Raw genomic sequence first — 19,233 nt, 5'->3', positions numbered from 1 at the left:
TCCTCAGTCGCAGTCGCGGCAGATCGGCTGACCGTTCTTCTCGCGGGCCAGCTGGCTGCGGTGGTGCACCAGGAAGCAGCTCATGCAGGTGAACTCGTCCTGCTGCTTGGGCAGCACCCGGACGGCCAGCTCCTCGTTCGAGAGGTCCGCGCCGGGCAGCTCCAGGCCTTCGGCGGCCTCGAATTCGTCGACGTCCACCGAGGACGTTGACTTGTCGTTCCTCCTGGCCTTCAGCTCTTCAAGGCTGTCCGAGTCGACGTCGTCGTCGGTCTTGCGTGGAGTGTCGTAATCGGTTGCCATGTCGCTCTCCCCCTCTGGGTGTCTGCGGTGTCTCCAGCGCACGTAACGCGTGAGAGGCCGGACTTGTGCCCGACCCGAGGCGGAGATTTTGCCTCACATCAAGGTCTGTTACTCAATCGACACCCAACCGGACCCCTCGAGAGTGATCAGGTTGAATGGCGATGGGGACCGTACACGGTCCTGTCGAGGCACTTCAAAGGCGCCTCACCCTGTACTTCCCGTGATCAAGACCCCTGAAAACAGGGATTTTCCCGGCTTTATTCCCCTAGCCATGATCACGGAGAGTAGATGGCCGGAAATCCGCCCTTGTGATCGATCACACACGGGGGAATGTGCCGCGCCGCTGGAAAATTCAGCGCAAAGCGAACATCCCCCGCGTGTGTCGCGATCTTGTAACGGCGTCAGACCGGCAGCGTGACCCGCATCACGAGACCGCCGCCCTCACGGGGCTGGGCCGCGATGTACCCGCCGTGCGCCCGGGCCACCGACCGCACGATGGACAGGCCGAGGCCGACACCCTTGTCGCTGCCCGTGCGCTCGGTACGGAGCCGTCTGAAGGGCTCGAAGAGGTTGTCGATCTCGTACGCCGGCACCACCGGCCCGGTGTTCGCAACGTACAGCACCGCCTGTCCGTGCTGGATCTCCGTGTTGACCTCGACCCAGCCGTCCTCGATCACGTTGTAGCGCACCGCGTTCTGGAGCAGGTTCAGGGCGATCCGCTCCAGGAGCACTCCGTTGCCCTGCACCACCGCCGGTTTCCGCACGCCCCGGATCGTCACGCCCTTGGCCTCCGCCTCGGCGTGCACCTGGTCGACGGCCTGGGAGGCCACCTCGGCCAGGTCGACCGGTTTGCGCTCGACGATCTGGTTGTCGCTGCGAGCGAGCAGCAGCAGGCCCTCCACGAGCTGCTCGCTGCGCTCGTTGGTGGCCAGCAGCGTCTTGCCGAGCTGCTGCAGCTCCACGGGCGCGCCCGGGTCCGAGAGGTGCACCTCCAGGAGCGTGCGGTTGATCGCCAGGGGCGTGCGCAGCTCGTGGGAGGCGTTGCCGACGAAGCGCTGCTGGGCAGTGAAGGCCCGTTGCAGCCGCTCCAGCATGTCGTCGAAGGTGTCCGCGAGCTCCTTGAGCTCGTCGTCCGGGCCGTCCAGCTCGATCCGGCGGGACAGGTCCGAGCCGGCCACCGCGCGGGCGGTGCGGGTGATCCGGCCGAGCGGGGACAGCACCCGGCCGGCCATCGCGTAACCGAACGCGAAGGCGATCACGGCCAGGCCCAGCAGGGCGAGGAGCGAGCGGCTGAGCAGGTCGTCCAGGGCCGCCTGGCGCTGGCGGTCCACGCACTGGGCGATCGCGGCGTTGAAGTCCGGGATCTGAATCTGGGTGCCGGCGCTGGCGCTGGTGATCGCCGGACAGTTGTCGCTGGAGACCTTGATGTTCACGCCCTCGATGATCTTGAACAGCGGCTGGTTGCCGGTGCTGATCGCCTGGGCGGCGAGCAGGTAGATGATCGACAGCAGCAGGATGCCGGCGATCAGGAACATGCCGCCGTACAGCAGGGTGAGCCTTATGCGGATGGTCGGGCGCAGCCAGGGCAGGACCGGCTGCGGCCTTCGGGGGTCCCAGGTGGGCTTGGGGGGTGCCTGTGGGGGTGCGGGAGTAGCGGCCACGGTCATCAGATCCGGTAACCCGAGCCGGGGACGGTGACGATCACCGGGGGCTCGCCCAGCTTGCGGCGCAGGGTCATCACGGTCACGCGCACGACGTTGGTGAAGGGGTCGGTGTTCTCGTCCCACGCCTTCTCCAGGAGCTGCTCGGCGCTGACCACCGCCCCCTCGCTGCGCATCAGCACCTCCAGGACGGCGAACTCCTTCGGCGCGAGCTGGACCTCCTTGCCGTCGCGGAAGACCTCGCGGCGGTTCGGGTCGAGCTTGATGCCGGCGCGCTCCAGGACGGGCGGCAGCGGCACGCTGGTACGGCGGCCGAGCGCCCGCACGCGCGCGATGAGCTCGCTGAACGCGAAGGGTTTGGGGAGGTAGTCGTCGGCGCCGATCTCCAGGCCCTCGACGCGGTCGCTGACGTCACCGGACGCGGTCAGCATCAGCACGCGGGTGGGCATGCCGAGCTCGACGACCTTGCGGCAGACGTCGTCGCCGTGCACGAGGGGGAGGTCGCGGTCGAGAACGACCACGTCGTAGTCGTTGACGCCGATGCGCTCCAGGGCGGCCGCACCGTCGTACACGACGTCGACGGCCATGGCCTCCCGGCGCAGTCCGGTGGCCACCGCATCGGCGAGCAGTTGCTCGTCCTCGACGACGAGTACGCGCACGTCGCTTGTCCTTCCTCTGTCCACTCGCGTAGCGCGCACCGGCGCACGCGGGCAGGGGGCTCCATGGGGTGTGTGACCTCCATCCTGCCCTTTTCGGCCATAAGTCGGCAGTAAGACGGGGGCCTGGGCAGCGGGATCGAAGGCCGCCGGGCGGGAATGCGAGATTTTCTCCTGCGGTTGAGGTTTCCACGGAGGGGAGCGGGGGGAGGACGGCATGTACACCCCGCGATCACGCTCTGCATGTGCCGCAGCACCATGCGGTACGTACACCGCCGCTACAGCAGAGTGGACGATGGGGGTGTCCGGCACCGTCGCCGCCCAGCAGGGCAGCGCTGGGCACCCGCAAGAGACGTGATCGCCCCTTCTGAACGGCACACCCCCGTGCCACCGACCCACGACCCAGGACGAGGGGGCGCAGCATGGACGCATTCACCGCAGGACTACTGCAGCGCATAAAGGCGACCGAGTCCGACATCACGAGGGCTCGTGACGAGGGTGACGACTTCCTCGTCGAAGTGGAACAGGCCGAGCTCGACGACCTGCGCCGCCTCGCAGCCGAACACGGTGTGGAAGTCGGCGCGACCAGCGTCTGACAGTCCCGCAGCACGACACCGCGAGAACAGGGCCCCGGCGAATCCAGCGCCGGGGCCCTGCTCGTACCTGATCCTTTCCCACCGCAACAGCGTTCGATTCCTGCCGGCCGGCAAGGCGCGAGATCTTTTTCGCGAGACCGGCTGCGGGCGCCCGGAGCGACGGCGCCCGCAGTTCTCGCAACGCCGCCCGGAATCCTTTCCCGCCGCCACGGCGCCGAGCCACGACGGCGGTCTCCGGCGGTGCCCGGCGGACCGTTCGCCGCCGCCGACTTCCCCGCTGCCGAATCGGGCTCCCCACCAGTGGTCGCTCCCCGCCGCGACGGCGCCCGGCCGACACGGCGGTCTCCGGCGGTGCCGAAGCCCCTCAGCCCACGCGGGCGGCGCCCCTCAGTCGTGCCAGGCGCCGAAGTCCTCCAGGAGGCGCTGGAGGGGCTCGAAGACACCCGGGGTGCCGGCGATCGTCAGGTCGCGCGACAGGGGCTCTCCGGGGCGTCCACCGGTGCGGGCGCCGGCCTCGCGGGCGATCAGGTCCCCCGCTCCCCAGTCCCACGCGTTCAGCCCGCGCTCGTAGTACCCGTCCAGCCGGCCGCAGGCCACGTCGCACAGGTCGATCGCCGCCGACCCGCTGCGCCTGATGTCGCGGAGCAGCGGGATCAGCCGGGCCGCGACCTCGGCCTGGTGGGTGCGGACGTCGGTGACGTAGTTGAAGCCGGTCGACACCAGTGCCTGGTCCAGCGGCGGTGCCGGTCGGCAGCGCAGCTCCCGCTCGCCCTCCCACGCCCCGGTCGCCCAGGCCCCGCCGCCCCGCACCGCGTGGTACGTCTCGCCGCGCATCGGGGCCGCCACGACGCCGGCCACGGTCTCCCCGTCCTGCTCGGCGGCGATGGAGACCGCCCAGGTCGGCAGTCCGTACAGGTAGTTGACCGTGCCGTCGAGCGGGTCGATGACCCAGCGGACGCCGCTCGTGCCCTCCGTGGACGCGCCCTCCTCGCCGAGGAAGCCGTCGTCGGGACGGTGACCGCCGATCAGGTCTGTGATCAGTTTCTCCGCCGCGATGTCCATCTCGGTCACGACATCGATCGGACTGGACTTGGTCCGGGCCACGGAGAGGCCGGCCGGGCGGCCGTCCCGCAGCAGCTCGCCCGCGCGGGCGGCCGCCTCCCGGGCGAGGTCCAGCAGGTCCGTGTGCAGGGCGTCGGTCACAGGGCTCCTCACGCGTAGGGGCTGTCGGCGCCGGCCGCGGCGGGGCGGAGTGCGCGGGCCGGGCAGCAGCCGACCGGGCAGAGGTTGTGGCTCGCACCGAGCGCGCCCAGGGCGCACGGCGTGACCTCCCGCCCGTTCTCCACGGCCGCGCGCTCCAGCACCAGCTCGCGGATCGCGGCGGCGAACCTGGGGTCGTCCCCCACGGTCGCGGACCGCCGTACCGGCAGACCCAGCTCCTCGGCCTTGGCCCTGGCCTCCGTGTCGAGGTCGTAGAGGACCTCCATGTGGTCGGAGACGAAGCCGATGGGGGCCATGACGACGGCCGGGACCCCGGCGCCGTGCAGCTCCTCCAGGTGGTCGCAGATGTCGGGCTCAAGCCACGGGATGTGCGGGGCGCCCGAGCGGGACTGGTAGACGAGCCGCCAGGGGTGGTCGATGCCGGTGCGCTCGCGGACCGCGTCGGCGATCAGCTGGGCCACGTCCAGGTGCTCCTCGACGTACGCGCCGCCCTCGCCGTGCGTCTCGACCGGCCCGGAGGTGTCGGCGCTCGCGGTCGGGATGGAGTGGGTGGTGAACGCGATGTGGGCGCCCGCGCGGACGTCCTCGGGGAGGTCGGCGAGGGACTGGAGGACCCCGTCGATCATCGGGTCGAGGAAGCCGGGGTGGTTGAAGTAGTGCCGCAGCTTGTCGATCTTCGGGAGTTCGAGGCCCTCGGCCTCCAGCGCGGCCAGCGAGTCCGCGAGGTTCTCGCGGTACTGGCGGCAGCCCGAGTAGGAGGCGTAGGCGCTGGTGGCGAGCACCAGGACGCGGCGGCGGCCGTCGGCGACCATCTCGCGCAGGGTGTCCGTCAGGTACGGCGCCCAGTTGCGGTTGCCCCAGTAGATCGGCAGGTCCAGGCCGTGCTCGGCGAAGTCCTTGCGCAGGGCGTCCAGCAGGGCGCGGTTCTGGTCGTTGATCGGGCTGACCCCGCCGAACAGGAAGTAGTGCTGCCCGACCTCCTTGAGACGTTCGGTCGGGATACCGCGCCCGCGCGTCACGTTCTCCAGGAACGGAACCACGTCGTCCGGGCCTTCCGGGCCGCCGAAGGAGAGCAGGAGCAGGGCGTCGTAGGGGGTGGCATCGAGCGCGTCTGACATGAGCCGATCCTGCCACCCGGCGCTGACAGCCCGGAAACAGGAGCATGAAGAGTCGGATTCGGGAGGTTTATCCCCGGTACCCAGCGGGTGCAACACGGCTACCTCACTCGTAAGCTGTATCAGCCGCAATCGCGCCTTACCCAGCACAGCCGTCGGAGACCCCCGTGCCCAGCCCCTATCGCGCCCTGTTCGCCGCCCCCGGCAGCAAGGGCTTCTCCGCCGCGGGCTTCGTCGGCCGGATGCCGCTGTCCATGATGGGCATCGGCGTGGTCACGATGATCTCCCAGCTCAGCGGGCGGTACGGGCTCGCGGGCGCGCTGTCGGCCACCATGGCGCTGTCCGCCGCGGCGATCGGGCCGCAGGTGTCCCGGCTGGTCGACCGGCACGGCCAGCGCCGCGTCCTGCGCCCCGCGACCCTGCTCGCGCTCGCCGCGGCGGCCGGGCTGCTGCTGGCCGCGCACCTCGGGGGGCCGGACTGGGTGCTGTTCGGGTGCGCCGCCGGGATCGGCGCGGTGCCGAGCCTGGGCGCGATGATCCGGGCCCGCTGGGCCGCCCTCTACCGGGGTACCCCGCAGCTGCACACCGCCTACTCGTTCGAGTCCGTCGTCGACGAGGTGTGCTTCATCTTCGGGCCGATCCTCTCCATCGGCCTGTCCACGACCTGGTTCCCGGAGGCGGGCCCGCTGCTGGCCGCCGGCTTCCTCGCCGCCGGCGTCTTCTGGCTGACCGCCCAGCGGGCCACCGAGCCCGAGCCGCACCCGCGCGGTCACCACGGCGGCGGTTCGGCGCTGCGCGCGCCCGGTCTCCAGGTGCTGGTGGCGACCTTCGTGGCCACCGGAGCCATCTTCGGGGCGGTCGACGTGGTGACCGTCGCCTTCGCCGACGAACAGGGCCACAAGGCCGCCTCCAGCGTCGTTCTGGCGCTGTACGCGGCGGGTTCCTGCGTCGCCGGAGCGGTCTTCGGGCTCATGCGTTTCGGGGGGAAGCCGGAACGCAGGTGGCTGCTGGGCATATGCGCGATGGCCGTGAGTATGATCCCCCTCCTACTGGTCGGAAACTTGCCGCTTCTGGCCGTGGCGCTGTTCGTTGCGGGCCTGTCCATCGCGCCGACGATGATCACGACGATGTCCCTCATCGAAAAGCACGTACCTCGCGCGAAACTCACCGAGGGCATGACCTGGGTGAGCACCGGCCTCGCGGTCGGGGTGGCGCTCGGCTCCTCGGTCGCCGGCTGGGTGATCGACGCGGCCGGCGCCCGTGCGGGGTACGGGGTTCCGGCCGTTGCCGGGGCCGTCGCGGTCGCGGTCGGTTTCCTCGGGTACCGCCGGCTCAGCAGGCCGGTCACGGGTCGGGGAGGCACCGTTGAGCAGTACAGCGAGCGGGAAGAGCGGCACGTGGCGTAACTGGGGAGGGAATGTCACCGTCCGCCCCGCGCGGGAGGTCACGCCCGCCTCCGTGGACGAGCTGGCGGCAGCCGTACGACAGGCGGCGGAGGACGGCCTGAAGGTGAAGGCCGTCGGCAGCGGCCACTCCTTCACCGCGATCGCCGCGACCGACGGTGTCTCGATCCGCCCTCAACTGTTGACGGGCATCCGCAACATCGACCGCAAAGCCATGACCGTCACGGTCGAGGCCGGCACCCCGCTCAAGAGACTCAATGTGGCCCTGGCCCGCGAGGGCCTGTCGCTGACCAACATGGGCGACATCATGGAGCAGACGGTCTCCGGAGCCACCAGCACCGGTACCCACGGCACCGGCCGCGAGTCCGCCTCGCTCGCCGCACAGATCAGGGAACTCGAACTGGTCACCGCCGACGGCTCGGTGCTCACCTGCTCGGAGAAGGAGAACCCGGAGGTCTTCGCGGCCGCGCGGGTCGGCCTGGGCGCCCTGGGCATCGTCACCGCGATCACCTTCGCGGTGGAACCGGTCTTCCTCCTCACGGCCCGCGAGGAACCGATGACCTTCGACCGGGTGTTGTCCGAGTTCGACCAACACAGCACGGAGAACGAGCACTTCGAGTTCTACTGGTTCCCGCACACCACGTCGACCAACACCAAGCGCAACAACCGCAGCGCCGGACCGGCCCAGCCGGTCGGCCAGCTGTCCGGCTGGTTCGACGACGAGTTCGTCGCCAACGGCCTCTGGCAGGCGGTGAACATGCTCGGCCGCGCGGTGCCCGCGACCATTCCGTCCATCGCCCGGATATCCACCCGGGCCTGGTCCGCACGGACCTACACGGACATCCCTTACAAGGTCTTCACCTCGCCCCGCCGGGTGCGGTTCGTCGAGATGGAGTACGCCGTCCCGCGCGCGGCCCTGGCGGACACGTTGCGGGAACTCAAGGCCATGGTCGACCGTTCGGACCTCAGGATCAGCTACCCGGTCGAGGTCCGCACCGCCCCCGCCGACGACATCGCCCTGTCCACCGCGTCCGCCCGGGACAGCGCGTACATCGCCGTGCACATGTTCCGGGGCACGCCGTACCAGGCGTACTTCACCGCCGCCGAGCGCATCTTCACCGCGCACGAGGGCCGCCCGCACTGGGGCAAGGTGCACACCCGGGACGCCGGCTACTTCGCCGAGGTCTACCCGCGCTTCGGTGAGTTCACGGCGCTGCGGGACCGGCTCGATCCGGACCGGCTGTTCCAGAACGACTACCTGCGAAGGGTTCTGGGTCAGTAGCCGAGGAGCCGCCCGGCTCCGAACTCCCCTTCGCCTGCTGCCCCGCACCGGCCCGGTCACCAGAACCGGGCCTTTCGCGCATTCCCAACCCCGCCCACCCTTCCCGCACTTGTTCGATCGACTGCACAGGAAAGGGACGTACGGACGAAACCATTAGTTCCGTTTCCGAGGATTGCGTGAAGTACGCCACGTTCAAGATCGCCCGAGATGGGCAAACAACGGCCGGGGAGTGGTTGTTGCCAGAAGTTGGGCGGCGCGCCAATCCACGCACGTGGCCCGAATGGAGTACTGTTGCGAGCCCTGGGTCCGGTCTCCCGCCGGGGTGTCCGAGGCCTTGCAGGACCGCCGGGAGGGGGCTAGTTGCACAGGGTGACAGCTTTGGTCACTTAGCGTTGCGAATAGGTAACCGTGCCATAACGGCGGCCCCGGGCTCACGCCCGACACGCCGGGCAACTCGGCAAGGTTGTGGCAGGCTGCACCCGGGCAGGCCACACTCGACTAGCGGAAGCAGCGACGCACGTGACGTCGGCAGGCACCACCCGGGAGGTCCCCATGCCCGAACTGCGTGTCGTGGCCGTCTCCAATGACGGCACACGGCTGGTGCTCAAGGCTGCCGACTCTACGGAGTACACCCTTCCGATCGACGAACGGCTCCGTGCCGCCGTGCGCGGCGACCGGCCCCGGCTCGGCCAGATCGAGATCGAGGTCGAGAGCCATCTCCGGCCGCGAGACATCCAGGCGCGGATACGGGCGGGCGCGACCGCGGAAGAGGTCGCCCAGCTCGCCGGGATCCCCGTCGACCGGGTGCGGCGCTTCGAGGGTCCGGTACTGGCCGAGCGCGCCTTCATGGCCGAGCGGGCCCGCAAGACGCCCGTCCGCCGGCCCGGCGAGAACTCCGGACCGCTGCTCGGCGAGGCCGTGCAGGAGCGGCTGGTGCTGCGCGGCGCCGAGAAGGACACCGTCCAGTGGGACTCCTGGCGCCGCGACGACGGCACCTGGGAGGTCCTGCTCGTCTACCGGGTCGCGGGCGAACCGCACTCGGCGAGCTGGACCTACGACCCGCCCCGGCGGCTCGTCCAGGCGGTCGACGACGAGGCGCGCTCGCTGATCGGCGAGTCCGACGACCTCGCCGTACCGGAGCCCAGCTTTCCGTTCGTGCCGCGCATCGCGCGGCTGCCGCGCGACCGCCCGCTGGACCGTTCCGGCGACCGGGACCGCGAGCGGCCGAGCCTGCCCGCGCAGTCGTCCGAACCGGCCGAGGAGAGCACCGGCGAACGGGACTCGCTGACCAGCCTGCTGGAGGCGGTGCCGAGCTTCCGGGGCGACATGGTGGTCCCGGAGCGCCCTGTGGAGGTCCCGGAGGAGCCCGCCCCGGAACCGGCGGCGGAGGAGCCCCCGGCCCCGGCGGCCTCGGCCGGCTCCGCCTACGCGGACGTCCTCATGCCCCGCTCCGTCGGCAGCCACCGCGACCGGCTGATCGGCGCCACCGACCGCCAGGCCGAGGCCGACGGCGTCCGCCCCGGCCGCCGGGCCGCCGTACCGAGCTGGGACGAGATCGTCTTCGGGACGCGGCGCAAGAAGCAGGAGTAAGCGGCCGAAGCGGGCATCGGACGGAGGGGACACGCGTGCGTGTCCCCTCCGTCCGATGCCCGCCGCTGCGCTACTGCGGGTCCGGGCCGACCGCCACCGGACGGGACGGATCGGCGGACCACTCCGACCACGAACCGACGTACAGCGCCGCCGGAATGCCCGCGACGGCCAGCGCCAGCACCTCGTGAGCACCGGAGACGCCCGAACCGCAGTACACGCCCACCTCGGCCCCCTCGGAGGCGCCCAGGCCCTTGAAGCGGTCGCGGAGTTCGGCGCCGGACAGGAAGCGGCCGTCCGGGCCGACGTTCTCGGTGGTCGGCGCCGACACGGCGCCCGGGATGTGGCCGCCGACCCGGTCGATCGGCTCCACGTCACCCCGGTACCGCTCCCCCGCGCGGGCGTCGAACAGCACACCCGAGCGGGCCAGCGCCGCCGCCCCGTCCGCGTCGAGCAACTGCCCCGCACCCGCGGCCGGTTCGAAGTCGCCCTCGGCCGGTTCGGTCACGTCAGTCGAAAGAGCGCCCTCCCAGGACGGCAACCCGCCGTCGAGGACCCGCACGTCCGGGTGACCCGTCCAGCGCAGCAGCCACCAGGCGCGCGCCGCCGCCCAGCCCTGTCCGCCGTCGTACACGACGACCGGCCGGCCCGCCGACACCCCCGCGCGGCGCATCGCCGCACCGAAGACGGCCAGGTCGGGCAGCGGATGCCGGCCGTTCTCGCCGGGCGGCGAGGCCAGTTCGCCGTCGAGGTGCACATAGACGGCGCCCGGCAGATGCCCGGCCGCGTAGGCCGCCCGGCCGTCGAAGGGCGGTGTGCCGGGCGGGGTCAGCTGCCAGCGGACGTCCAGCAGGACGGGCGGGGTCGACCCGCTCAGGTCGTCGGCGAGTTCGGTTGCGGTGATGATGGCTTCCATGGCCCCATCCTTACGCCAGGGGTGGCCGCATCGTCCAGGTACGACTACTCTGCTCGGCCGGACAGGCTCGATCACCGGGCGTACGGGATCGGGCACATGCTGTACAGCTGATGGACACCCGACGGCAATCGACCGGAAACGGGCCAGAAACGGCAGATCAGGCATCCTCGCGGCGAAGCCGCCCCACGGCCGTGGACGCAAGGCGACACGGAGGGTGCGAGCATCGGCACGGGGCGTGTCCGCGGCTGCGGCACAACCGGTCCGGAGAGCGGAAGCGACACGGCCACCGCGAGGGGCCGAGGAGAGAGAGACGATGACCGAGGTACGGGGAGCGGCCGGCCCGAACGGCGACACGCACGCTCGGCGCGCGCCCGGCACCCCCTGCTGGGTGAGTCTGATGGTGCACGGCTTGACCACGACCGAGGAGTTCTACGAAGCCCTGTTCGGTTGGGAGTTCGAGCCCGGACCCCAGCAGCTCGGCCCCTATGTCCGGGCCCTGCTCGACGGGCGGGAGGTCGCGGGCATCGGGCAGTTGCCGCCGGACCTGCATCTGCCGATCGCCTGGACGCCGTACTTCGCCTCGGACGACGTGGACCTGACGGCCGAGACGGCCCGGCTGTGCGGCGGCACGGTGGGCGTGGGCCCGCTGGACGCGGCGGAGGCCGGGCGGATGGCCATCGCCTCCGACCCCTCGGGCGCGGTGTTCGGGATCTGGCAGGGATCGGCCCACCTCGGCACGGCCCTGACCGGTGTCCCCGGCACGCCCGTCTGGGACGAGCTGCTCACCTTCGAGACTTCGAGCGTCGCGAAGTTCTACGAGACGGTGTTCGGTTACGAGGAGGAGCCGGTGATGTCCGCCGACTTCGACTACGTGACCCTGCACGTCGGGGGCCGCCCGGTGGCCGGCATCCACGGCGTCGGCCTCTCGCTGCCCCGGGACCGGGGGCCGCACTGGCTGACGTACTTCGAGGTGGCCGACGCGGAGGCGGCCCTGCGGGAGGTCGCAGAGCTGGGCGGGCAGGTGCTGAAGCCGGCCCGGGACAGCGCACACGGGCGGGTCGCGACGGTGGCCGACCCGGAGGGCGCGGTCTTCTCGGTGATCCAGAGCCCGCACTGACCCGTCGCCGGGCTTCGGCGTGGGACGGTGCGGGTGGCGCGCCGTCCCACGCGGCTGGGTGCCGGTCAGTGCTTACGGCACTTGCTGACGTCGATCCGTACGATCTGCGGGTCGTGGTCGCTGGCCTGGTCGGCGAACTCGGCGTTGATGTGCACCACGTCGTAGTCGAAGCGGGTCACCGCCGGGCTGGTCAGGATGTGGTCCAGGGTCTGCGAGTTGCCGTCGTACACGTAGGTGTAGCGCTCGGCGGCCGGAAGGGTGGTGATCAGCGGGGTCAGGACACCGCCGTCCGTCATCCCGGTCACCGTCTGCGAGAACTCGTAGTCGTTCAGGTCGCCGAGGACGACGGCCTTGGCGTCCTTGTCCGCCGCGAGCAGCGACTTGACGAACGTGTTGACCTCGGTGGCCTGGGCCGCGCGCTGGGTCTCCGAGCTGCGGGCCGGCGGCTGGTAGCGGCCGTGCAGGGGCTGGTCGCCGCCCTTGGAGACGAAGTGGTTGGCGACGACGAAGACGGTCTGGCCCTGGAAGACGAACTCGCCCACCAGCGGCTTGCGGCTGTCGTCCCAGGCGTCGCTGGTCGGGTCGATCCGGCCCGGCGAGTAGGTGAGTCGGGCGCCCTTGCGGGTCTTGACGACACTCGTGCCCGTGGTGGCGTCGCCGCCGGACCGGTCGGTGAAGGAGACCCGCTTGGGGTTGAAGAGGAAGACCTGGCGGATGTTGCCGCCGGGCTCGCCGCCGTCCTGGTCGTTCTCGGGCGCGATGTAGCGCCAGGAGTAACGCGGGCCGCCGGCCGCGCGGATGGCGTCGGTGAACCGCTTCAGGGTCGCCTCGGAGGTGACGGTGCCGTCGTCCGTCGCGCCGTTGTCGTCCTGGATCTCCTCCAGGGCGACGATGTCGGGCGAGTTGAGGTTGACCGCGACGCCCTCGGCGAGCCGGTCGAACTTCTCCTGGTCGTCCAGCGCGTCCAGGTTCTCCACGTTGTACGTGGCGACCGCGAGCTCGTCGCCCTTCTGCCTGCGGGTCACCTCCCGCTTCAGGCCGCCCGCGACCAGCGTGCCGAGCTGGGTGGCCTGGACGTTGTAGCCGCCGTAGGTGGAGTAGTCGAGCGGGCCGGTGGTGGTGCCGGACAGTTCGTCACCCACATCGGCCGCCGGGAAGGCACTGGTGGTGTCGAGGGACATCACCTCGATACGGCCGGTGTTGGGCTGGTCGTAGGAGGAGTAGAGGGTGCCGCCGCGGGTGGTCGGGTTCTCGTCGGGCTTGACGGTCACCCAGAGTTCGCCGTACGCGTCGCTCGCGCCGACCACGCGGGCGTCGGCGAACGTCGTCCGCATGCCTTCCAGGGACTCGTAGAAGTCCTGGGCGTAGACGGTCGGCTGGAGTGCGAGCGACTCGATGCTGCCGCCGTCGGCGGTGGGGATGTACGCGTCCGGTACGGAGGCCGCGTCCAGGGCGACGGGGGCGGGCAGCGCGTTGCCGCCGGAGAGTACGGTCGCGGTCGGGCCGTCGAGCTCGGTGACCGACTGGCTGGTGCTGCTCGGGTAGTACTCGCTGACCTTGCCGCTGACCAGTACCGAGTCGCCGACCGCCACGGTGGGGGTGGCCGAGCCGGTGTAGACGAAGACGCCCTCGCTGGTGCGCGGGTCGGCGTCGGGCGTCGGGTCCTGGATCCAGTAGCCCTTGGAGCCGGTCGTACGGACGCCGGTGACGATGCCCGGCACCTTGGCGACGGTCTGCCCGGCGAGCGGGGACTTGCGGGTGGTGCCCTGGATGTCGTGGATGCGCACGGTGCCCGGCTGGGTCGGGTCGTCGCCGCCCCCGCCGTCCCCGTCGCCCGAACCCGGGTTCTGACCGGCCGAGTTGACCGGGGAAGGGGTGCCGGCGGTGAGGTCCGCCGCGTTGTCGTCGGTGTCGGCCAGGGCGCCGGCCCGCGCCACGGAGGCGGTGTTGGAGGCGCCGGTGACCGGGCCGCTGCCCTCGCGGACCACCGCGGTGCCGTAGCCGACCAGATCGACGATGCGGCTGTCGGCCGCGCAGTCGGCGGCGGTCTTGCAGGTCAGCGCGGTGGTACCGGAGACGAGGGCGAGGGTGCCGGTGGTCGCGCTCATCGCGATCGTGCCGGTCGCGTCCGGGGTCGGCAGGGCCGTCGTACCGCCGCTGCCCTGCGACTCGGCGACCAGGAATCGGCCGCCCGGCGCGACCGAGCCGCTGAGCGCGGTCACCTGCCACTGCGAGGACGCCGACGGCGAACCGGGCAGGTACTGCACGCTGTAGCCGGCCAGGTCGTAGGCCGCGGACCCGGCGTTGCCGAGCTCGACGAAGTCCCGGGTCAGGGTCGCGCCGGAGTTGCCGCCACCGCCGTACACCTCGGCGATCACCGCCGTGGCGGACGGCGTGGCGTACGCGGCGGGAAGGGCGGTCATCGCGAAGGCGCTCGCCACGCTCACGGAAATCAGCGGGTAGGCGGCGCGGCGCATACGGGATCTGCTCCCTGCGGGTCTGGACACGCTGGCGGTCTCCTCGGACGTCGGATGCTTCAACACACCGCGGACGGGCGGCGCTTGAACCGGGCGTGTGGGGGGAGGCGGGCTCAAGTTACGCGTGTAGATGCCGGATCGCCAAGATGTCGTGGGTTAAATCCAGGGAACGCAGAGGTGGTTGGCGGCACGCGAAACGCCGTCGGTGGCCGGCGGGCGGCCCCGCGTGACCGGCAGAACGTCGGGCGACAGGGCAGCCGCCCGCGTCGTAGCGCTCGGCACCCTCGACGACCATCTCGCCGTCGACCGTGCGGGCGTTGTGGGAAACGCCGGGTTCCATGCCCCGCGTTCACGCCGGGCATGGAACCTCGGGTCACGCGCTCAGACCATGCGCTCAGGCCGTCGCCGCATCCGAGTTGCGGACCTTGCGGACGTTCTCGTTCAGCCCGTGGTCGGCGCCCTGAGCCCGCTCGAACTCGACCATCGCGGCCGGGCGGTAGTTGAGGATGTACGCGCGCCGGGTGTGGTCCGTCGTGTTGCCGCGGGAGGAGTGCAGCGTGCCGCCGGCATGCGCGACGCCGTGTCCGGCGGGCAGTGGCACAGCGGTCGCGCCGGGCTCGTCCTCCGAGCAGTCGCACTCGATGTTGCGCCCGTCGCTGGTGGGGCGGTGCGTTCGCAGCGGGAGCTCGTGGGAGCCGCGGACGTACCACATGCAGCCGTTGTCGAGCGTGGCATCGTCGAGGGCGATCCAGATCGACACGGCGCGGGTGTCCGGAAGATCGACCCAGTACGCCATGTCCTGATGCCATGGTGTGGCGACGCCGGAGTGCGGGTCCTTGTGGATCAGCATGTCGAAGTCCAGCACCGCGTCCTGGCCGATGAGTTCGCGGGCCATCGCCAGGGCGCGCTCGTGCAGCGGCATCTCGCGCAGCGCCGGATGGAGGGCGGACGGCCACATGATCTGGGTGATGTTCTCCCCGCCACCGTCCCGCTCCCCCACATGGCTGCCGAGGTCGGAGCGCTTGTCGCCGCTCTCGATCTCGCCGTTGAGGAACCGGTCGTAGATCTCGCGGTACGTCTCGACCTCGTCCCCGGTGAGAAGTCGGCCGACCGCCGTGAAACCGTCCTCCTTGAATACTCGTGCCCGATCGTTTCCGGTGTCCGTCGTCACCGTGTAACACCTGCCTCTCATTCGAGCGTGAACCAACATTGCTTTCCGACATGGCAGAGCAATGACAGTTGGGGCCGCGGATGCGGCGGGAGCTGCCACTGGCTGCTTCAGAGGATGGTGAAAACGTAGTGAGAGGGCCTCGATATGGTCAATGACCTTGGTCTGCCGGCCGGTTGAGATCGGCAGCGGCATCGAGAGCCCCGAATATCCAGTCGGAGAGGTCGCGCTCGGCGCGCTCGGCGGCGGCCTCCCATCGGCGGTGGCGTTCCACGGAGACCGGGAGCCGCAATTCCGCCGGTTCCGACTTTTCCGCCTCCCCCTCCGGCGCGGATTTCCGGGCAGGGGACGGGGAAACGGCCCCGGCCCGGATACGACGGCGCAGTTCGTTGCGGGACCAGGTCATCGCCGCGGCACGGTCGAGCCAGAGATCCTGGAGAGCCGACGGCAGGGCGGCGACTTCCGCGTGGTGCTGCATGCTCAGGCCCGCCCGGCGGCGGCCCGGCGGGAACTTGCGCGCAATCCAGGCGTAGTTGCGCAGGGTCTGGTAGTCGAGGGCGGTGCCGTCGATGGCGTGCCGGTACCGCTCGGGGAAACGGTCCTGGCCGTAGACCAGCCAGTCGCCCAGCCACCAGGCCGCGGAGTCGGCAGCCTCCCTGAGGGTGTGGCCGATGTGCAGCCAGTCGTCCAGGGGCAGCCGGGCGGGCAATCGCAGCGAGGTCCGGTCCGTGCCCAGCGGCGGAGCACCGGCCGGGGCGCGGCCCTGGCGGATTCCGGTCATGGCGGTGGGTGTGGGGCGGGCGGGCGAAGACCCCCTCGCCGGTCGGCCGGGGACTTCCTCAACGCGCCTGAGATCAGCAGGGCTTCGCATTCAACCTCCTTGATCGACTCGTTCCGATCATGGTGTCCGCGCCGCCTCGCAACAAGGTATGGACCAACTGGGCGCGGTCGATCCGGTGAAACCCTCGCCCGGGCCGGGTCCTTGCGCTCAAGGCCGCCCCAGGGCCCGGTACGCCCACCCGGCCGCGCGCCACGCGTCCCCGTCGAGGGCATGCCGGGCGTCCACGATCCGCCGCTCGGCGACGACCGCGTCCAGGTCGTCGGGCCGCAGCCGCGCGTACTGATGCCACTCCGTGAGCAGTAGCACCACCTGCGCGTCCTGCGCTGCCGTCGGCGCCGAAGCGGCGCAGTTCAGTGTGGGGTACGCCTTGCGCACATGGTCGAGCGCGACCGGGTCGTGCACGGACACCTCCGCGCCCTGCCGCTCCAGGGCGAGCGCCACGGCCAGCGCGGGCGAGTCCCGGATGTCGTCGGAGTCCGGCTTGAACGCCGCACCGAGCACCGCCACCTTGCGCCCGTCGAGGGTGCCCCCGGCCAGCTCCCGGGCGAGCTCCACCACCCGTTCCCGGCGGCGCAGATTGATCGCGTCCACCTCGCGCAGAAAGCCCAGGGCCTGCCCGGCGCCCAACTCCTCGGCCCGCGTCCACAGCGCCCGGATGTCCTTCGGCAGGCACCCCCCGCCGAAGCCGAGCCCGGGCCGCAGGAACCGTCCGCCGATCCGCTCGTCGAGGCCGAGCGCCGCGGCGAGCGGGACGACGTCCGCGCCCGCCGATTCGCAGAGCTCCGCCATGGCGTTGATGTACGAGATCTTGGTGGCGAGAAAGGCGTTGGCGGCGCTCTTCACCAGTTCCGCGGTCGCGAAATCCGCTACGACGTAAGGGATTTCCCGCTCCGGGGAATTCGAGTCCAGGGGCGCGTACACCTCGCGGAGTATGCGTTCGGCCTGCCCGCTCCTTACGCCGAGCACGATGCGGTCGGGGCGCAGCGTGTCCGCCACCGCGAATCCCTCGCGCAGGAATTCCGGATTCCAGGCGAGCTCCGCCCCGGCGCCCACGGGCGCCTTCTGCGCGATGCGGGCGGCGAGCCTTTCCGCGGTGCCCACGGGCACGGTGGATTTCCCGACGACGAGACATTCCCGTACGAGATGGGGGGCGAGGGAATCGACCGCCGCATCGAGTTGCGACAGATCGGCCGCGAAGCCGTCGGCACGCTGCGGCGTGCCGAGGCACAGGAAGTGCACGTCGCCGAATGCCCCGGCCTCCTCGTAGGAGGTGGTGAAGCGAAGCCGGCCCGATGCCACGCCGCGCTCCAGAAGGTCGCCCAGATCCTTTTCATGGATGGGGAGTTCGGCCGCATTCAGACGGGCGACCTTCTCCTTGTCGATGTCGAGGGCGAGGACCTGGTGTCCCATCTCGGCCATACAGGCGGCATGGGTGATGCCGAGGTATCCGCTCCCGATCACCGTCATGCGGTACAGCTGGGGCATGTTCCTGTCCTTCGGTGGTGGCTGGAAGGGTCGTTGGACTCGTAACTGGACTGGCGGCCGCGGAAGGCCGTGCCGAGTGCGCCCCCCCGCGTGCTGCGGAACGGGGCGGACGGCAGTGCGAAATGCCTTACCGGGATTCGGCGGGCTGCTCCAGAACCGGGGCGGACTCGACGCCAGCCCCGGACGTCACACGCCGCAGCCGCCGGATCGGGGCCGTGGCGATGAGCGCCGCAGCACACCCCGTGCTGACCAGGGCGGCGAGCAGCAGCAGTTCATGGACGCCCGCGACCGAGCTGGCCGGCCCGGCGATCACCTGGCCGAGCGGGACGGCGAGGATCGAGCCGGCGATCTCGTACGCGGAGACCCGGTTGAGCCGGTCCTGCGGGATCTGGGTCTGCACGGTGGTCGCCCACTGCACACCCCAGAACGCCCAGCCGGTGCCGCTGACCGCGTAGCCGAGGAGCAGCACCGGCAGTGGGAGGTCCGGGGCGAGGCCCGCGGCAAGCGGCATCACCGGGAACAGGAACATCGCGACCGCCCCGCCGAACAGCGGGCGGGCCGGCCGGATCAGGATCGCGACAAGGCCACCGAGCACACACCCGGCACCGAACGCGCCCTCCGCGTAACCGAACGCGGCGCTCCCGTGGGCCCCGGTGACCGAGGCAGCGCCGAGCGGCACCACCGGGCCCCAGACGAACACGCCGAGCACCCACCAGATCAGGATGACCGACCACAGCCAGGACCTGGACCGGAACTCGTGCCATCCGGTCTTGAGGTTCTGCAGCGTGGAGGCCGAACGGTCGATGGCGTAGGTGCCGAGGCGCAGTGCGAACAGGCTCAGACCGCTGGCCGCGAAGGTGCCGGCGGTCGCCGCGAACGCCCAGGCCGGCGAGGCCGCCGCGACCAGCAGTCCGGCGAGGGCGGGCCCCGCCATGGTGGAGATGCCCTGGGCGACCCGCAGGACGCCGTTGGCCTTCTGGGGGTCGGCGGCGACCTGCGGGACCAGGCCGTTCACACCCGGCTGGAACATCGCGGTGGCGAGCCCGCCGAGCGCCGTCACCCCGATGATGAACCACAGTTCGGGCCGCCCGGTCGCGAAGGCGAAGGCCGTCGCACCGATCAGGCCGCACCGGACGGCGTCCGCCGTGATCATCAGCGGCCGGGGGTGGATCTGGTCGGCGAGGACGCCGCCGAACACCACGAACAGCGCGAACGCGCCCATCCAGGCGCCCAGGGCGTACCCGACGGCGCTCACTCCGTACCCGAGCGCCAGCATCGCGACCGACAGCGCGACGGGCAGCATCGCGTCGCCGAGCAGCGAGGCGATCCGGGCCGTGAAGTAGAACGTGAAGTTGCGGGTCCACAGCGGTGGTCGGGCGGCCGACGCGGTGGCCGCGACGTCGGTCAT

The 19,233-nt window shown here is 71.1% G+C and carries 16 protein-coding genes; 5 read left to right on the top strand and 11 right to left on the bottom strand.

What is annotated here, in order from left to right; genetic code table 11:
- Nucleotides 1-3: 3 nt before the first annotated feature.
- The 3 genes from KVT45_RS41685 to KVT45_RS41675 all read right to left on the bottom strand — a co-directional run bounded on the left by KVT45_RS41685 (nt 4) and on the right by KVT45_RS41675 (nt 2,620).
- Nucleotides 4-300, bottom strand: a complete 297-nt coding sequence (locus KVT45_RS41685) for a DUF4193 domain-containing protein (RefSeq protein WP_003997302.1) — start codon at nt 298-300, stop codon at nt 4-6.
- A gap of 401 nt (nt 301-701) precedes the next feature.
- Nucleotides 702-1,961, bottom strand: coding sequence for a HAMP domain-containing sensor histidine kinase (locus KVT45_RS41680; RefSeq protein ID WP_217554702.1), 1,260 nt, complete (start codon nt 1,959-1,961; stop codon nt 702-704).
- Between the two features lie 5 nt (nt 1,962-1,966).
- A complete protein-coding gene (locus tag KVT45_RS41675) occupies nt 1,967-2,620 on the bottom strand; it encodes a response regulator transcription factor (RefSeq protein ID WP_004924460.1) in 654 nt (217 codons plus the stop codon).
- A 419-nt stretch (nt 2,621-3,039) separates the two neighbouring features.
- On the opposite strand from KVT45_RS41675, the gene KVT45_RS41670 reads away from it, so the two are divergent.
- On the top strand, nt 3,040-3,213 hold the full coding sequence (locus KVT45_RS41670) for a hypothetical protein (protein WP_167450044.1): 174 nt from the start codon (nt 3,040-3,042) through the stop codon (nt 3,211-3,213).
- A 387-nt stretch (nt 3,214-3,600) separates the two neighbouring features.
- Here KVT45_RS41670 and KVT45_RS41665 read toward each other — a convergent pair whose 3' ends face one another.
- Together KVT45_RS41665 and KVT45_RS41660 are read right to left on the bottom strand one after the other, a co-directional pair.
- On the bottom strand, nt 3,601-4,416 hold the full coding sequence (locus tag KVT45_RS41665) for an inositol monophosphatase family protein (RefSeq protein ID WP_217554659.1): 816 nt from the start codon (nt 4,414-4,416) through the stop codon (nt 3,601-3,603).
- An 8-nt stretch (nt 4,417-4,424) separates the two neighbouring features.
- A complete protein-coding gene (locus KVT45_RS41660; RefSeq protein WP_217554657.1) occupies nt 4,425-5,552 on the bottom strand; it encodes a ferrochelatase in 1,128 nt (375 codons plus the stop codon).
- 164 nt (nt 5,553-5,716) lie between these two features.
- On the opposite strand from KVT45_RS41660, the gene KVT45_RS41655 reads away from it, so the two are divergent.
- The 3 genes from KVT45_RS41655 to sepH all read left to right on the top strand — a co-directional run bounded on the left by KVT45_RS41655 (nt 5,717) and on the right by sepH (nt 9,824).
- The gene (locus KVT45_RS41655; protein WP_217554655.1) at nt 5,717-6,955 is read left to right on the top strand and encodes an MFS transporter; all 1,239 of its coding nucleotides are present in this window, start codon (nt 5,717-5,719) and stop codon (nt 6,953-6,955) included.
- Nucleotides 6,915-8,234 carry a D-arabinono-1,4-lactone oxidase gene (locus KVT45_RS41650; RefSeq protein ID WP_217554654.1) on the top strand — a complete coding sequence of 440 codons (1,320 nt, stop codon included), beginning with the start codon at nt 6,915-6,917 and terminating at the stop codon, nt 8,232-8,234. The genes KVT45_RS41655 and KVT45_RS41650 overlap by 41 nt, the downstream gene beginning before the upstream one ends.
- A gap of 552 nt (nt 8,235-8,786) precedes the next feature.
- A complete protein-coding gene (sepH, locus tag KVT45_RS41645) occupies nt 8,787-9,824 on the top strand; it encodes a septation protein SepH (protein ID WP_217554653.1) in 1,038 nt (345 codons plus the stop codon).
- Nucleotides 9,825-9,894: 70 nt separating this feature from the next.
- On the opposite strand, the gene KVT45_RS41640 is transcribed toward sepH, so the two are convergent.
- Nucleotides 9,895-10,737 carry a sulfurtransferase gene (locus KVT45_RS41640; protein ID WP_217554652.1) on the bottom strand — a complete coding sequence of 281 codons (843 nt, stop codon included), beginning with the start codon at nt 10,735-10,737 and terminating at the stop codon, nt 9,895-9,897.
- Between the two features lie 313 nt (nt 10,738-11,050).
- Here KVT45_RS41640 and KVT45_RS41635 point away from each other — a divergent pair, with 313 nt between their 5' ends.
- Complete coding sequence (locus tag KVT45_RS41635; RefSeq protein ID WP_217554651.1) at nt 11,051-11,854, top strand: VOC family protein; 804 nt, start codon at nt 11,051-11,053, stop codon at nt 11,852-11,854.
- A gap of 65 nt (nt 11,855-11,919) precedes the next feature.
- On the opposite strand, the gene KVT45_RS41630 is transcribed toward KVT45_RS41635, so the two are convergent.
- The 5 genes from KVT45_RS41630 to KVT45_RS41610 all read right to left on the bottom strand — a co-directional run bounded on the left by KVT45_RS41630 (nt 11,920) and on the right by KVT45_RS41610 (nt 19,233).
- Nucleotides 11,920-14,331 carry an endonuclease/exonuclease/phosphatase family protein gene (locus KVT45_RS41630; protein ID WP_217554701.1) on the bottom strand — a complete coding sequence of 804 codons (2,412 nt, stop codon included), beginning with the start codon at nt 14,329-14,331 and terminating at the stop codon, nt 11,920-11,922.
- A 394-nt stretch (nt 14,332-14,725) separates the two neighbouring features.
- Nucleotides 14,726-15,502 (bottom strand): phytanoyl-CoA dioxygenase family protein, encoded by a 777-nt coding sequence (locus tag KVT45_RS41625; protein WP_308311024.1) that lies wholly within the window; start codon nt 15,500-15,502, stop codon nt 14,726-14,728.
- 148 nt (nt 15,503-15,650) lie between these two features.
- A complete protein-coding gene (locus KVT45_RS41620; RefSeq protein ID WP_217554649.1) occupies nt 15,651-16,280 on the bottom strand; it encodes an LmbU family transcriptional regulator in 630 nt (209 codons plus the stop codon).
- 207 nt (nt 16,281-16,487) lie between these two features.
- Nucleotides 16,488-17,825: a UDP-glucose/GDP-mannose dehydrogenase family protein gene (locus KVT45_RS41615; protein WP_217554648.1), complete on the bottom strand. Its 1,338-nt coding sequence runs from the start codon at nt 17,823-17,825 to the stop codon at nt 16,488-16,490.
- A 127-nt stretch (nt 17,826-17,952) separates the two neighbouring features.
- The gene (locus tag KVT45_RS41610) at nt 17,953-19,233 is read right to left on the bottom strand and encodes an MFS transporter (protein WP_217554647.1); all 1,281 of its coding nucleotides are present in this window, start codon (nt 19,231-19,233) and stop codon (nt 17,953-17,955) included.

Source organism: Streptomyces sp. GbtcB6 (genome assembly GCF_019091475.1).
GTDB lineage: Bacteria > Actinomycetota > Actinomycetes > Streptomycetales > Streptomycetaceae > Streptomyces > Streptomyces hyaluromycini.
Note: the sequence above shows the minus strand (reverse complement) of the source record. Positions and strands in the feature narration are given on the sequence as shown.

Bases quoted from the DNA above. Each gene is read 5' to 3' on its own strand.
- KVT45_RS41685 (WP_003997302.1), bottom strand. From the start codon at position 300: ATGGCAACCGATTACGACACTCCACGCAAGACCGACGACGACGTCGAC.
- KVT45_RS41670 (WP_167450044.1), top strand. From the start codon at position 3,040: ATGGACGCATTCACCGCAGGACTACTGCAGCGCATAAAGGCGACCGAG.
- KVT45_RS41660 (WP_217554657.1), bottom strand. From the start codon at position 5,552: ATGTCAGACGCGCTCGATGCCACCCCCTACGACGCCCTGCTCCTGCTC.
- sepH (WP_217554653.1), top strand. From the start codon at position 8,787: ATGCCCGAACTGCGTGTCGTGGCCGTCTCCAATGACGGCACACGGCTG.
- KVT45_RS41640 (WP_217554652.1), bottom strand. From the start codon at position 10,737: ATGGAAGCCATCATCACCGCAACCGAACTCGCCGACGACCTGAGCGGG.
- KVT45_RS41635 (WP_217554651.1), top strand. From the start codon at position 11,051: ATGACCGAGGTACGGGGAGCGGCCGGCCCGAACGGCGACACGCACGCT.
- KVT45_RS41630 (WP_217554701.1), bottom strand. From the start codon at position 14,331: ATGCGCCGCGCCGCCTACCCGCTGATTTCCGTGAGCGTGGCGAGCGCC.
- KVT45_RS41620 (WP_217554649.1), bottom strand. From the start codon at position 16,280: ATGACCGGAATCCGCCAGGGCCGCGCCCCGGCCGGTGCTCCGCCGCTG.
- KVT45_RS41615 (WP_217554648.1), bottom strand. From the start codon at position 17,825: ATGCCCCAGCTGTACCGCATGACGGTGATCGGGAGCGGATACCTCGGC.
- KVT45_RS41610 (WP_217554647.1), bottom strand. From the start codon at position 19,233: ATGACCGACGTCGCGGCCACCGCGTCGGCCGCCCGACCACCGCTGTGG.